The 13528-nt window shown below is 34.3% G+C and carries 12 protein-coding genes; 5 read left to right on the forward strand and 7 right to left on the reverse strand.

Going from position 1 to position 13528, the window contains the following annotated elements:
* Positions 1–4 precede the first annotated feature (4 nt).
* From pstC to ACIQ2L_RS05025, 5 genes are all read right to left on the reverse strand, one after another.
* Entirely contained in the window at positions 5–883 is an 879-nt protein-coding gene (pstC, locus tag ACIQ2L_RS05005; RefSeq protein ID WP_396157015.1) for a phosphate ABC transporter permease subunit PstC, read from the reverse strand.
* Between the two features lie 2 nt (positions 884–885).
* Positions 886–1713 (reverse strand): PstS family phosphate ABC transporter substrate-binding protein, encoded by an 828-nt coding sequence (locus tag ACIQ2L_RS05010; protein WP_396157016.1) that lies wholly within the window; start codon positions 1711–1713, stop codon positions 886–888.
* Positions 1714–1903: 190 nt separating this feature from the next.
* Positions 1904–3424, reverse strand: a complete 1521-nt coding sequence (locus ACIQ2L_RS05015; RefSeq protein WP_396157017.1) for a pyruvate kinase — start codon at positions 3422–3424, stop codon at positions 1904–1906.
* A gap of 257 nt (positions 3425–3681) precedes the next feature.
* On the reverse strand, positions 3682–5025 hold the full coding sequence (locus ACIQ2L_RS05020) for a DEAD/DEAH box helicase (RefSeq protein ID WP_396157018.1): 1344 nt from the start codon (positions 5023–5025) through the stop codon (positions 3682–3684).
* A gap of 111 nt (positions 5026–5136) precedes the next feature.
* Positions 5137–5676: a hypothetical protein gene (locus ACIQ2L_RS05025; protein WP_396157019.1), complete on the reverse strand. Its 540-nt coding sequence runs from the start codon at positions 5674–5676 to the stop codon at positions 5137–5139.
* A gap of 180 nt (positions 5677–5856) precedes the next feature.
* Between ACIQ2L_RS05025 and ACIQ2L_RS05030 the strand changes: the two genes are divergently transcribed.
* Positions 5857–6747 carry a winged helix-turn-helix domain-containing protein gene (locus tag ACIQ2L_RS05030; protein ID WP_396157020.1) on the forward strand — a complete coding sequence of 297 codons (891 nt, stop codon included), beginning with the start codon at positions 5857–5859 and terminating at the stop codon, positions 6745–6747.
* Between the two features lie 63 nt (positions 6748–6810).
* On the opposite strand, the gene ACIQ2L_RS05035 is transcribed toward ACIQ2L_RS05030, so the two are convergent.
* The gene (locus tag ACIQ2L_RS05035; protein ID WP_396157021.1) at positions 6811–7428 is read right to left on the reverse strand and encodes an NUDIX hydrolase; all 618 of its coding nucleotides are present in this window, start codon (positions 7426–7428) and stop codon (positions 6811–6813) included.
* Positions 7429–7435: 7 nt separating this feature from the next.
* Between ACIQ2L_RS05035 and pyrE the strand changes: the two genes are divergently transcribed.
* The gene (gene pyrE / locus ACIQ2L_RS05040; protein ID WP_396157022.1) at positions 7436–8077 is read left to right on the forward strand and encodes an orotate phosphoribosyltransferase; all 642 of its coding nucleotides are present in this window, start codon (positions 7436–7438) and stop codon (positions 8075–8077) included.
* Positions 8078–8187: 110 nt separating this feature from the next.
* Positions 8188–8580 carry an SRPBCC family protein gene (locus tag ACIQ2L_RS05045; protein ID WP_396157023.1) on the forward strand — a complete coding sequence of 131 codons (393 nt, stop codon included), beginning with the start codon at positions 8188–8190 and terminating at the stop codon, positions 8578–8580.
* Positions 8581–8637: 57 nt separating this feature from the next.
* Here the strand turns inward: ACIQ2L_RS05045 and ACIQ2L_RS05050 are convergent, their stop codons facing one another.
* Positions 8638–10563, reverse strand: coding sequence for an LTA synthase family protein (locus ACIQ2L_RS05050; RefSeq protein ID WP_396157024.1), 1926 nt, complete (start codon positions 10561–10563; stop codon positions 8638–8640).
* Between the two features lie 120 nt (positions 10564–10683).
* Between ACIQ2L_RS05050 and ACIQ2L_RS05055 the strand changes: the two genes are divergently transcribed.
* Together ACIQ2L_RS05055 and ACIQ2L_RS05060 are read left to right on the forward strand one after the other, a co-directional pair.
* Positions 10684–12456, forward strand: a complete 1773-nt coding sequence (locus ACIQ2L_RS05055) for an AMP-dependent synthetase/ligase (protein ID WP_396157025.1) — start codon at positions 10684–10686, stop codon at positions 12454–12456.
* Between the two features lie 19 nt (positions 12457–12475).
* The gene (locus ACIQ2L_RS05060; RefSeq protein WP_396157026.1) at positions 12476–13528 is read left to right on the forward strand and encodes a proline iminopeptidase-family hydrolase; all 1053 of its coding nucleotides are present in this window, start codon (positions 12476–12478) and stop codon (positions 13526–13528) included.

Consider the following 13528-nt stretch of genomic DNA (forward strand, 5'->3'; position numbering starts at 1 on the left):
TTCATCAGGCGTGAAATTTTCTTAATCGATTGGCAAAATATTCGCCTAGCAAATTGACGAAAAGCGTAATTATGAAAAGCAAAGCTGCAATAGCGAATAAGGCAAAATAATGCGTAGTTTGGTATGGCACTTCTCCCATTTCAATAGCAATGGTTGCGGTAATTGTTCTAACTGAATCTAAGAATCCTTTTGGAATAGCAGCAGCATTTCCTGTTGCCATCAACACCGTCATTGTTTCTCCCAACGCCCTTCCCAGACCTAACATAACTGCTGCTATTAACCCCGGTAATGCTGCAGGTAGCAATACTTTAAAAAGCGTTTCCCATTTGTTTGCGCCCAATGCCAAGGAAGCTTCTCTGTGTGATTTAGGTACAGCATTAATGGCATCTTCACTAATAGTAACAATGGTTGGTAAAGCCATTATTGCTAATAAAATAGAACCATTTAAAGCATTTAATCCATTTTGAATACCAAATATATGCGCCAAACCTGGTCCCACTAAAACGATTCCCAAAAAACCAATTGCCACAGAAGGTATAGCCGCAAGCATTTCTATAATTGGTTTTAAGAACATTTGTAGTTTTCTAGGAGCTAATTCAGATAAATAAGCTGCCGTTAAAATACCTAACGGAACTGCAATTAGCATAGAACCTACTGCTACCAAAAATGTACTAACCAATAAAGGCAGTATACTGTAATGTGTTTCTGGATCCCACTGCGAGCCCGTAAAAAAATCTATTGGAGAAATTTTTAAAAAGAATAAAATACTATTAGAAAAAAGCATTATGAAAATACCTGCTAACAAAGCAATTGTTACCAATCCTGTGCCTTTAAAAATAATTTTAAACAAGCTGTCTAGTAGTTCTCTCTTTTTAGTGTTCATTTTTATTTATTCACTGGATAATAGCCCGAATCTTTTATAATTTTCGCCCCTATTGTCGATTTTTCAAAATCAAGAAAGGGCTTAATTTTTTTGTAATCATTTTTTTTGAAATATTGAAATAAGGGACGTTGAAAAAAATAGCTACCCGAAGCAATTGCCTCAGCATTAAGTGGGGAAACGGCATTAGACTTGCCTGTGTAAATTGACAAAACTTTTATACCGGTTGTGTTCCCTTTCAAAACATATCCAGCACTTACATAACCAATACCTGAAGCATCCGCTTTAATCGCTTCAATTATCTGGGCATTCCCATTCATTTGTTTGGCATAAGGTGAGAAATGGATATTTAAGATACTCTTCACATAGTCGTGTGTTCCTGAGTTGCTTTGCCTTCCGTAAATAGTTATTGGTTTACTATTTTGCCTTAAAGAAGTCCAATTAGTATATTTTCCACTTAAAATTTTAGCAATATCATTGGTACTAAGTGAATCAATGGTTAGTTGATCCGACACTACAAAGGCAATGGCATCTTGAGCAAAAACAAAAGATTCAATCTCAGTTTTTTTTTGTTTAAACAACTCAAATTCTGTTTGTTTCATGCTTCGTGAAGAATTTGCAATGTCTGCGTTTCCATTTAATAAAGAAGCTAAACCTAAACCTGAACCACCGCCTGAAACAGAAACCAAAACATCTCCATTTACTTTATGAAATTCTTCTGCCAAAACAACAGCAAGATTTACCTCTGTATCTGAACCTTTAATTTTTATAGTTTCATTATTCTGAGAACAAGAACAAAATAAGGTTACAAGTAAAATTGCAAAAAATTTCATATACAAATTTACGTCAATTCCAAAATCTGAATGTTAAGTTGGTATTAACTTTAATGGTCGATAATAACATTAGCTAGAGTTCTTTTACTACAGTTACACTCTTTTCAATACACAACTTTCTTTTTTGATTTTGTATTGTTTTATAATTAATCAAAAAAAGTATCAAGTAATAAAAAACCCAACGCTCTTTTTACTTACCTAATAACTGTTGAATTGAATTTATAGCAATATTAAGTGGTCTAAGTGAATTTTTTTTCTTGAAGGAATGAGCTTCCATTCGAACTAAGATATTGTTGAGCATTAGGATAGCCTCATTAATATATGGACCTTTATTAAGCATTATACATTCAGCCTGAACACCTTGTACGACATCACTAATTTCTGCTCTTGTTGGAATTCCAGTTTTAGCAAGATTTTCGAGTACTTGTGTAGCCCAAATCACAGGAATATGAGCTGCTTCGCATAGCCAAAGGATTTCATTTTGCACTTCTGAAATTCTTTCAAAACCAATTTCAACAGCCAAGTCTCCCCTCGCAATCATGACTCCAATTTTGTTCCTTTTCATTCCCTCGAAAAGAATAAAAGGCAAATTTTCGAATGCCTCTTTGTTTTCAATTTTAAAAACAACCCCCAAATTAGGTGCATTGTGTAGGGCTAATTGACGGTATAGATACTTGACATCTTCTGAGGTTCTTACGAATGAATAACCTACGATATCGGCATTTTTAAAAACAAAAGGCAAGTTGTCAATATCTTGTCGGGTTAATGCAGGAAGGTTTAATTTGGTATTTGGTAAGTTGATGCCTTTTTGGGATAATAATTTTGATTTATAACAATGGGTAATGCGAAGTTCTATATCGTTCTCTGTTTTTGATACCACAACTGATTGTATCATCCCATCATCAAAAAGCACTATGTCGTCAATTTTGACATCAGCTATTATTTCTGGTAGTGAAACACCAACTTCGGCTTTTGTAAGTTGCTCTCCATTTTTTCCAAATTTCGATTTTTTTCCTAAAGTAACTCGTTTTGTTACGATAATATGTTCACCAACTCGAATTGGAATACCCTTTTTGACCGTACCTTTTTTATTTGTGATTTCAATTTGTGCAGTTCTAATTTTAGGACCAGACAAGTCAATATATATTCTTAAATCTTTTTTAGTTTCTGCCCTGATTTCATGGATAAACTGAATCATTTTAGTCCAAATATCTATATCTCCGTGACTTAAATTGATACGAGCTATTTCCATTCCGCTTTCAACCATTTTCTCAATAATTGATTTATCGTAGGCTGCTTCATCTGGTAAAGTGACCATCACCCTTATAAAATGGTTTTTAGAAACTGTATTAAAAAGAGTGTTAGCATGTTTTTTTACTAATTCCTTACTTCTTTTGTAACCAATGATTTCAATTTTTGACTTTTCTTCAATTGGAAGTCCTTGAATTAATTTTAAGTTTTTAACCACATTATACAAATTACTATAGACATATCCTTCCGAAGTGCCTAACGAGGATAATCCATAATCTGATAAATTACTATGATAATTTCTTAAATCAAAACTCCTCAAGATTAAGTATCGATATAAATTTTTGGCACTTAATCTATACTCTTCGTCTATTTCGGAAATTGTTTCATCTATTTTCGACTCTTTATCAATAATGGACACTAAAATCTCATTCAATTCGTTACAAAGTTTTTCAATTCTCATGCTGAATATTTTAGTTGCGATATTTTTAATTAGGGATAAATATAAACAAAATAGTAACGTAGTAATTTCCGGCTAAAAATGATAAACTAGTCCTTGGCAAAAATGCTTTTGTCGTCATACGTGCGAACGGCTTCACGCTTTACTTTGTATTTTATAAAAAATGATTATCTTTTTAAAAGGAAAGCAGAGGCACGAATCTCTCGTGTGGTTTTACAAATAACAAATGCATTTGTAACCATTTTTTGTTGACCACTTCCCTATTCCTCTTTCTTAATCACTTTCCGAGCCACTTCAATTTTAAACTTCTTTCCTTTCATTTTTTCGTCACGAATGTTAGACAGAAAATCTTTTACTTTATTGAATTTTACCGCGGCAAACGAAATAAAATCCTTGACTTCTATTAATCCCAAATCGCCTTTCTCTAGTTTTCCTTTTTGAGAAAAGAAACCCACGATGTCAATTTTATTCAGTTTATTTTTCTTGCCTCCGCTGATATAAATTGTTTGGAATTCGGGCGGTTTTGGTAAAGTGGTGGCGTTGTCTACTTTTAAAATGGGCATGCCGTAGTTTATGTATTCTTGCTTTTTCTCGCTTTCATGAGTGATGATGTAAGCCGTTCCAGAGGCCAACATTCGCGCGGTTCGACCGTTTCTATGCGTGAATTCATCTTCTGTTGAAGGCAGATGGTAATGAATCACGTGTTTCATTTCGGGAATATCCAAACCTCGAGCGGCCAAATCGGTTGTAATTAAATAAGGCATGCTTCCGTTTCTAAACTGAATTAAAGCGCGTTCTCTTTCGTCTTGATCCATGCCGCCATGATAATAGGTGGCATAAATCCCTTTTTCGTTTAGCGCACCGCTAATGCGTTCGGCAGCGTCTCTGTGATTGCAAAAGACTAAAGCCGATTGCGACTTCAAGGAACAAATCAAATTAAACAAGCTCCCAATTTTGTCTTTCTCTTTAGAAATTATCAGTTTCATCGAAAGATTTACTTTGGTTTCTTCGGATGGAATAAAATCTAAAATAGTTGGATTTAGAACTCGAGTATATTTAGGAATCTCAATTCCAGAGGTCGCCGAAACCAATACCCGTTTATTTAATTTGGATAGTTTACTGATGATAAAAGACATTTCTTCATGGAAACCCAATTGCAATGATTTGTCAAATTCATCCAAAACTAAAGTCAGTATAGCATCCGTCTTAAAAGTGGCGCGGTCAAGATGATCGGCAATTCGCCCGGGAGTTCCAATTAAAACCGCTGGAGGATTAGACAGATTCTTGAATTCAGTATCGATGGAATGGCCACCATAACACACATTGACTTTATAGGTGGTGCCCATTTTTTTCCAAACTTGTTCAATTTGCAATGCCAATTCTCTGGATGGCACTAAAATCAGGCATTGCACTCCAGCTACATATTCATCCAACAATTCAAATATCGGCAATAAGAACGCTAATGTTTTTCCTGACCCTGTGGGCGAAAGCAATAATACATTGGCATCATTCAGAATAGCATCCGAAGCGGTTTCCTGCATTTCGTTGAGGCTGTCAATGCCTAAATTCAGAAGTAAATTATTGGAATGTGGATTTTTATACATTTGGCAAAGGTAAAGCCAAATAGGTGTTTTCCATAAAAAATAGTCAACTAGTCTTCCTATCTACCTTTAACAACAACGTATAAAAGAGTATCTATTTCATAATTTATTTACTCAGCAACCGTCTTTTCGGGGGACGCGTTTAAAAATCACTTTAGTATTTCGTTCAACATAGTCGCCCGATACTATTGGATAGGAATACTTAGGCGCGTACGATACGCTGTGGCTTCTTATAATTATTTTGTCGTTAACTTTCAGGCTATGCAATTGCTCTAGCTGAGACTTTTGCGTATCAAAATTTACAATATAATCGTCACCATTAATCCTGATCATAACACCGAAACCCAATCTTGATCCTGGCGGAAGAGAAAGTGAGGTTACAACAGCCTCCATATCAGTAAAAGCACTAGTATGATTTTTTAATTTAGCAGCACTGGAAAGCACTTTTTTACCTTGCGGAGACGTTTTCCATTTTTTGAACGCGATACCATCGGGGGTAGCTTCCCATTTTTTCATTTTGGCCTTCATTTCAGAGGCAGAAAGCGGCTTTGGCGAAGGCTTTTTAGTAGTTTCATTCTTCATGTCACAATTACTAAATACGAATCCACTCACCACAAGCAGTAGTACCATTAGCGCATAAAATACTTTTTTCATAATTTTTGTGGGTTTATTAAATTAATATAAATTTTCTCAATAAGTCAGACTGGATAGAACATACTTTTATTTTTCCTACGCTTTCAAAGTTGACTTAGCAAACTTACCTTTATATTTTTCAACCTGAATAACTTGTTTTGTAAATAAAAATGTAAACTTTGTAAATTAAAACTTGACACTATGCCTCTCGTTCAAAATCTGTTATCAGGAAAACGACACTATGTGATTGGATTGCTATTACTCTCGTTTATAGGTGTGATCTGTGCGGCCTTTACGAGAGAAGATAATAATGCCTTTGACTTTGCTAGGCTTGAAGTTTTACTACGCAGAATCGGACATGAACTACTTTTACAATCGGGCGATAGTACATCAAGGGTGCTCCCGATAAAAAAGATTGCCGAGAATGAATACCAAATCAGGTTTGAGAATGATTTTACTTTTCAATCAAACGCGCTCGTAAATACAACCCAGCGTTTGTTAACCAAAGACTCGCGTACAAGCGATTACGTTGTGAATGTTCTAAACTGCGCTGACTCGAGTGTAGCCTATGGATATGCCGTATCCAAAAACAAAAAAAATGATATTATAGCTTGTATAGGAAGAAAACAACCCGTCGCCTGTTATAGAATCAACATTAAATTCCAACCAACAGAAATAACTACAGTAAAGAATGGATTCATCCTGAGCAGCGTATCATTTTTAGTAGTTGCCGGATTTATTTTTTTGAGATCTGGTACCCAAAGAAAAATTTTATCGGAAAGTCATGATGCTGATAGGTTCACTTGGGGCTCGATTTTGTTTGATGCAAAAAACAGGAAACTCAACATAAATGGAACGATAATAGACCTGACCGGAACTGAAACCCGGGTATTGCTCATTTTCGCATTGTCTCCCAATGAGATTGTAGAGCGAACCCGACTGCAAAAAGAAGTTTGGGAAGATGAAGGCGTTGTCGTAGGGCGAAGTCTTGATATGTTCATATCAAAACTTAGAAAAAAATTAGAATTAGATCCCAATATCAAAATTGTTGTGATACGCGGAAAAGGATATAAGCTTGCAATTGAAACTTAAATTTGCTTTTGAGTAATTTCCGGCAAAAAAAATGAGCGAACTATTTAGTCGATTAAAACTATTTTAGGATTCCTGCCTGCTGACAAGCAGGTTTTCCTCTTCAAATAATAACTTGATATTCTCATACGAATTTTTCAACGCTTCTTTAATTTGCTCCGGATTAAGCCATTCTGCTTTTTCTATGCCTTCATTAGCTTGAGGGAATGGTGTTCCTTCAAAAGTAGTCTGCATTTCGAACCAATGAGTCACTTTTAATTTGTATTTGCCGTTGCGCTTAAATACATGATAGGTTTTTTGAAGTTTTCGGGTGATGACTAATTTATCAACGCCTGTCTCTTCTTCTACTTCACGTACGGCAGTTTCTTCTATTTCTTCTCCTTTTTCGATGCCGCCTTTGGGCAAGTCCCATTTTCCATTTCTGAAAATGAATAAAACAGCTCCATTTTTGTTAAAAACCAATCCGCCTCCTGCTTTGCAAACTGGAATTTTATCCTTTAGTTTTTTTAGGATGGCTTTCTCGTCCGGATAGTATAACGATGCTTTTTGAATTTTATTTTGAAACATTTTGATGATGAGTTGCTCAATATCAATACTTTCCAATAAAAACAACTGGAAATCGGTTTCTTTGGCGATTTCGTTTGTTAAAAAAAGAGGTTTGTCGTTGACAAAAACTTTATACATTTGTACTATGATTTTTAATAAAGATACAGCCGAAAAAACAGCCGAATTGCTTTTACAAATAAATGCAATTAAATTGAATCCAAAAAATCCTTTTACGTGGGCTTCGGGATGGAATTCTCCAATTTACTGCGACAACCGATTAATACTGTCGTTCCCAGCGATAAGAAATTTTGTTAGAGAAGAATTTTCTAAGCATATTGAAAAAGAATTTGGGAAACCCGACGTAATTGCTGGAGTAGCCACTGGAGCTATCGGTATCGGAATATTGGTTGCCGAAGAACTCGGATTACCCTTTGTTTACGTTCGTCCGGAACCGAAAAAACACGGAAGACAAAATCAGGTCGAAGGATTCTTACAAAGCGGTCAAAATGTAGTGGTCGTTGAAGATTTGATTAGTACTGGAAATAGTAGTTTGTTAGCGGTTGAAGCATTAAAAGAAGCAGGCGCAACTATAAAAGGAATGGCAGCTATTTTTACCTATGGATTTGAAGTAGCTGAGGAAAACTTTAATAAAGCAAAAATTGAATTAAAGACTTTAAGCAATTATGAAACGTTATTGCATTTCGCGGTAGCCAAAAATTATATTACTGAAAAAGAACTCACAACATTACAAGAATGGCGCGAAAGTCCGTCGACTTGGAAAGTTTAGCAGAAGCAAGAACAAAGAAAAAAGAAGAGAGAAGTAGTATTTAAACCATAAGCGTCTTGGCTCTTGTCTCTTGCTTCTTTTCTCTAAAACCATAAACAACAAACTATAAAATGAACCTAGAAAGCCCAAAAGTTACTATAGAAAAATCTGCTGAACATATATTCAATGCGTTGTCAGATGTAAAGAATTATGAAAAACTAATGCCTGAAAATATTGCCAAGTTCGAAGTGTTAGGCGATGATATTTTTAACTTTGGTTTAAAAGGTATGCCCGAAATCAAATTGAGATTAAAAGAAGGTGTTCCTAATTTAAAAGTAAATCTTGCTGCCGCAAGTGATAAATTACCATTCACCTTAACTGCGAATATTGATACTATTTCTGATTCCTCGAGTGCCGTACAATTACATTTTGAAGGCGATTTTAATCCAATGATGGCGATGATGATTAAAGGACCAATCTCTAAATTTATAGAGACTTTGGCAGAGAATATGCATAAGCTTTAAAACAACTCTCTTGTCTTTCTCGCGAAGGTGGGAATGACAAATAAACAAAACCTAAATTTATTTAACCGTCGTCAATCGCCTATCGATAATTCGATCCATATAATCTTGCACAAACGCCTTACATCGTAATTCTAACGCATCCATTTCGGCATTTCGTTTAGAAATCAAGTTACGGTCCATTGCCTTGTCATTTGCAGCATAAAATCCAACTGCTTTTTTACCATCAAACGTACAAATATAATTTCCGCACATAAACTGGTACAAATTAGAACCGTATTTTATGACAAAGGGCGGCACTTGTTTATCGTTGATCAAACTTCTACCCCAACTTCTAAAAGATTTTTGATATCCCATCATGTCTAAAAGTGTTGGATAAATATCGATTTGTTGTGCCCAATCCCTGTTTACGCCAACATACTTTTCATCGGGTGAAAAGAATAAAATCGGAACCGTATGTTTATTAAACTCCTTTCTGTATTCATCATAAGCAATTGTATTACCATGATCTGCAACCATCACAAAAATCGTGTTTTTGTACCACGATTGCTTTTTGGCTGCTGCAAAAAACTGCTTTAATGAATAGTCAGTATACCCAATACTTTCGTTAATATTTACTTTTCCTGTTGGAAATTTACCTTCATATTTATCAGGAACTTTATAAGGCTCATGAGATGAAATTGAAAATAAAGTTGCCATAAAAGGTTGTTCTTTTTTAGACAAGGTTTTGCTAAAATACTGAAAAAAAGGTTCATCCCAAATACCCCATACTCCGTCAAAATCAGCATCATTATTATATTCGGTTTTTCCATAATAATGATCATACCCCAATATATTTCCAAAACCCAAAAAGCCCATCGAACCATTAGGTGCACCATGAAAAAAAGAAGTGTCATATCCTTGACTTTTCAAAACTGAAACAAGTGATTCTATTTTTTGCTTCGGATAAGGCGAAGAAGTAAACGCATTTTGAAAAGAAGGTATTCCGGCAATTACAGATGACATCCCGTGAATAGATTTCCATCCGTTGGCATAGGCATTGGTAAAAATTAAACTGTGATTGGCTAATGAATCAACAAAGGGCGTATACCCTTCATAACCTGGAATCTTAGCATCTTTGTTAAATGCGCCGCTGTACTCTCGTCCGAAACTTTCTAATATAAAAATGACAATATTTGGGTTGGTAGTTGGGTTATTTGAATACTGCTTAATCGGAACCAGTAAACTGTCTACTTGCGTTTTTGGTAGTAAATTTACTTTTTGAAAGGTATTGGCATTCCACGTTCTAATAATCGAAAAAGGGGTGTTTAAAACAATATCCGATTGGGAAACGTTTGTCACATAACGACTAGCATCTAAAATATTAATTGGCCGCGTACTTTTCTTAAAATCACCACGAATACCACCAACACAAAGTGTCAAAATTAAGAGAAAACTTAAAATAGAAAAACCAAAGTATTTTAGATTTAGTAGTTCCGTTTTTTGGTGAACTTTCGTTTTTTTGTATAAAAATATCCAAAAATAAGAAAGTAGAAAAAACCATAAAAAAACATCCCAAAAGTGAATTAAAAAATCAAAAAATAAAAGCATCTTATTACTCTCATTTTCAAGAGTATCAAGCGAAGCTCTTGTACTTCTACTAAAAGTATAACGGTAATAAATAAAATCGATAAAATTAGTAGCATAGGCCACTAAATTAGTTCCAAAATAAAGGTAAAACAAAAACTTTTGAAATTGCTTTTTCGTATTGTAAAGTAATGGAATGATTGACAATAAAATAAACAATCCATTTACATACAAAATAGTTGTTGTGTCAAAAGCTAATCCATGTTGACACAATTTTAAAAAGTCCATTACACTATCAACTTTAATTAACGAACTATTATAAAAATAAAATAAAACTCTTGCAATTGAGTAAAAAATATACGCCAATAACAACCTAATAGCTAACGTTATATATTCTTGTAAACGTGGGTATTTTTTCATTAAAAAAAGTTATTTTCTAGGCAACAAAACTACATATTTCGATGATAAATGCTGCATATTTTAAATTATTATTGTGCAAGAAACTAATATTAATTAATTTGCAATAAAATTATAAAATTCATGACTCCAATCACAAGACTTTTCGACTTTCCGTATTACCAACTTGAAAAAAACAATAACCCTAGTTGTCTTGTTACAAAATACGATGGTGAATGGATCAAAACCTCAACACAAGAATATATAGATAAATCGAATGCTATTTCGAGAGCATTAATTCGTGTAGGGGTTCAAAAAAATGATAAAATTGCCATTATATCTTCTTCTAATAGAACCGAATGGAACATAATGGATATAGGTTCATTACAAACTGGTGCCCAAACGGTTCCGATTTATCCAACTATTTCGGCAGAAGATTATGAATATATATTAAATCATAGCGAAGCAAAATACTGTTTTGTCTCAGATGATGTGGTGTATCAAAAACTTATTTCTGTAAAATCGAATATTCCTTTACTTTCAGAAATTTATTCCTTTAATGATATTGAAGGTTGTAAAAGCTGGAAAACATTATTAGAATTAGGAAAGGACGAAAGTAATCAAGACGTGGTTGAAGACCGAAAAAATAATGTAAAACCGGAAGAGTTAGCGACCATAATTTACACTTCTGGAACCACAGGAAGACCCAAAGGTGTCATGCTTTCCCATAACAATATTGTTTCGAACGTTTTAGATAGTTCGCCTCGAATTCCATTTGAAGAAGGTACGAGTGTTGCTTTAAGCTTTCTTCCTATTTGTCATATTTTTGAGCGTGTGATATTGTATATCTATCAATATTATTCGGTTTCCATCTATTTTGCGGAATCCATAGAAAAATTATCCGACAATATAAAAGAAGTAAAACCAACCGTATTTAGTGTAGTTCCTAGACTTTTGGAAAAAGTATATGATAAAATTATTGACAAAGGAGAAGACTTGACGGGTGTCAAAAAGATACTGTTCTTTTGGGCGGTCGAAATTGGTCTGCGTTACGAACCTTATGGAGCTAATGGTTGGTGGTATGAATTTCAGCTAAGTATTGCTCGAAAACTCATCTTTAGTAAATGGAAAGCAGGTTTGGGTGGAAATATAAATGTACTCGTATCGGGTAGTGCTGCACTTCAACATCGTTTAATTAGAATTTTTGCGGCGGCTGGAATGCCCGTAATGGAGGGCTATGGTTTGACCGAAACATCCCCAGTAATTTCCGTAAATGACGAGAAAAATAGAGGTTTTAAAGTTGGAACCGTAGGAAGGGTTATCAATAATGTTGAAGTTAAAATAGCCGAAGATGGTGAAATTCTTTGCAAAGGTCCCAATGTGATGATGGGGTATTATAAAGACGAGCAATTAACAAATGAAGTAATTAAAGATGGCTTTTTTCACACTGGTGATATTGGGGAACTTGACAATGATAATTTTTTAAAAATTACCGATCGTAAAAAAGAAATGTTCAAAACCTCTGGTGGTAAGTATATTGCTCCACAAATTATTGAAAATGAAATGAAGCAATCACTATTTATTGAACAAATCATGGTTATTGGTGATGGTGAAAAAATGCCGGCTGCTTTTATTCAACCAAGTTTTGAGTTTATAAAAGAATGGGCGAAACGTAAAAATTATGACGTTGGACAAACAACAAAAGAAATTTCTTCGAACCAGTTCGTTATTGACCGAATTGAAAAAGAAGTAAATAAGTACAATGAAAAATTTGGAAACTGGGAAAAAATTAAACGTTTTGAATTAACTCCCGATGCATGGACAATTGAAGGTGGACACCTGACCCCTACTATGAAACTCAAACGTAAAATTGTAAAAGAAATCTATAAAGATCTGTATCAAAAAATTTACAATTAAATCCTATACTATTACCTCCATGAAACTAAAACTACTATTCAGCACTTTGATCATTTTGTTTTTATTTTCAGGATGTAAAGAAAGTAAAACAGTTGATACGAATAAAAACGACTATCTTGATTTTTCTAAAAGAGATGATCAAGCCACAGGTGGCATCAAAATGATTCCCATCTCCACTCCTATCGGGAACTTTAATGTGTGGACCAAAAGAGTTGGGAACAATCCGAAAATAAAAGTCCTTCTTTTGCATGGTGGTCCAGGCGGAACTCATGAATTTTTTGAAAGCTTTGATGGATTTTTTCCAAATGAAAGTATCGAATACATTTACTATGACCAATTAGGTTCCTATTACAGTGACCAACCAAATGATAATAGACTTTGGACTACTGAACGTTTTGTAGAAGAAGTAGAACAAGTCCGAAAAGCACTAAAATTAGACAGTTCAAACTTTTATTTGATGGGACAATCTTGGGGTGGTATTCTAGCTATGGAATATGCACTAAAATACCAGAAAAACCTAAAAGGACTTATCATTTCTAACATGATGGCAAGCGCACCAGCATATAACAAATATGCTGAAGAGGTTCTTGGACCAAAACTGCCAAAAGAAGTTTTTGAACAGATTAAAGCATTTGAAAAAAACAAAGATTATAAAAATCCAAAATATGCCAAATTATTATTCCAGTATTACTACACGGAGCATATTTTAAGGATGCCTATAGACAAATGGCCAGAATCAATTAACAGAGCTTTCAAGCATTTAAATCCAAATGTATATGTTTATATGCAAGGTCCGAGTGAATTTGGTATTACAGGTGATGCTACATTAAAATACTGGGATGTTACCTCAAAACTAAAAACACTAACAGTTCCAACCCTAGTTATCGGAGCAAAATATGACACTATGGATCCAAAACACATGGAATGGATATCAAAAGAAGTCCAAAACGGTCGCTTTTTATATTGCCCGAATGGAAGTCATTGCTCTCAATATGACGATCAGGAACATTATTTTCCGGGTGTTATAAGTTTTTTAAAAGAAGTAGATCGTGGAACTTTTAATAAACAATAA

The organism is Flavobacterium sp. (assembly GCF_044369455.1).
Lineage (GTDB): Bacteria > Bacteroidota > Bacteroidia > Flavobacteriales > Flavobacteriaceae > Flavobacterium.

Coding starts and splice junctions, on each gene's coding strand:
- ACIQ2L_RS05045 (WP_396157023.1), top strand. CDS start 8,188: ATGAACCTAGAAAGCCCAAAAGTTACTATAGAAAAATCTGCTGAACAT.
- ACIQ2L_RS05015 (WP_396157017.1), bottom strand. CDS start 3,424: ATGAGAATTGAAAAACTTTGTAACGAATTGAATGAGATTTTAGTGTCC.
- pyrE (WP_396157022.1), top strand. CDS start 7,436: ATGATTTTTAATAAAGATACAGCCGAAAAAACAGCCGAATTGCTTTTA.
- ACIQ2L_RS05025 (WP_396157019.1), bottom strand. CDS start 5,676: ATGAAAAAAGTATTTTATGCGCTAATGGTACTACTGCTTGTGGTGAGT.
- ACIQ2L_RS05020 (WP_396157018.1), bottom strand. CDS start 5,025: ATGTATAAAAATCCACATTCCAATAATTTACTTCTGAATTTAGGCATT.
- ACIQ2L_RS05055 (WP_396157025.1), top strand. CDS start 10,684: ATGACTCCAATCACAAGACTTTTCGACTTTCCGTATTACCAACTTGAA.
- ACIQ2L_RS05060 (WP_396157026.1), top strand. CDS start 12,476: ATGAAACTAAAACTACTATTCAGCACTTTGATCATTTTGTTTTTATTT.
- pstC (WP_396157015.1), bottom strand. CDS start 883: ATGAACACTAAAAAGAGAGAACTACTAGACAGCTTGTTTAAAATTATT.
- ACIQ2L_RS05050 (WP_396157024.1), bottom strand. CDS start 10,563: ATGAAAAAATACCCACGTTTACAAGAATATATAACGTTAGCTATTAGG.
- ACIQ2L_RS05035 (WP_396157021.1), bottom strand. CDS start 7,428: ATGTATAAAGTTTTTGTCAACGACAAACCTCTTTTTTTAACAAACGAA.
- ACIQ2L_RS05010 (WP_396157016.1), bottom strand. CDS start 1,713: ATGAAATTTTTTGCAATTTTACTTGTAACCTTATTTTGTTCTTGTTCT.
- ACIQ2L_RS05030 (WP_396157020.1), top strand. CDS start 5,857: ATGCCTCTCGTTCAAAATCTGTTATCAGGAAAACGACACTATGTGATT.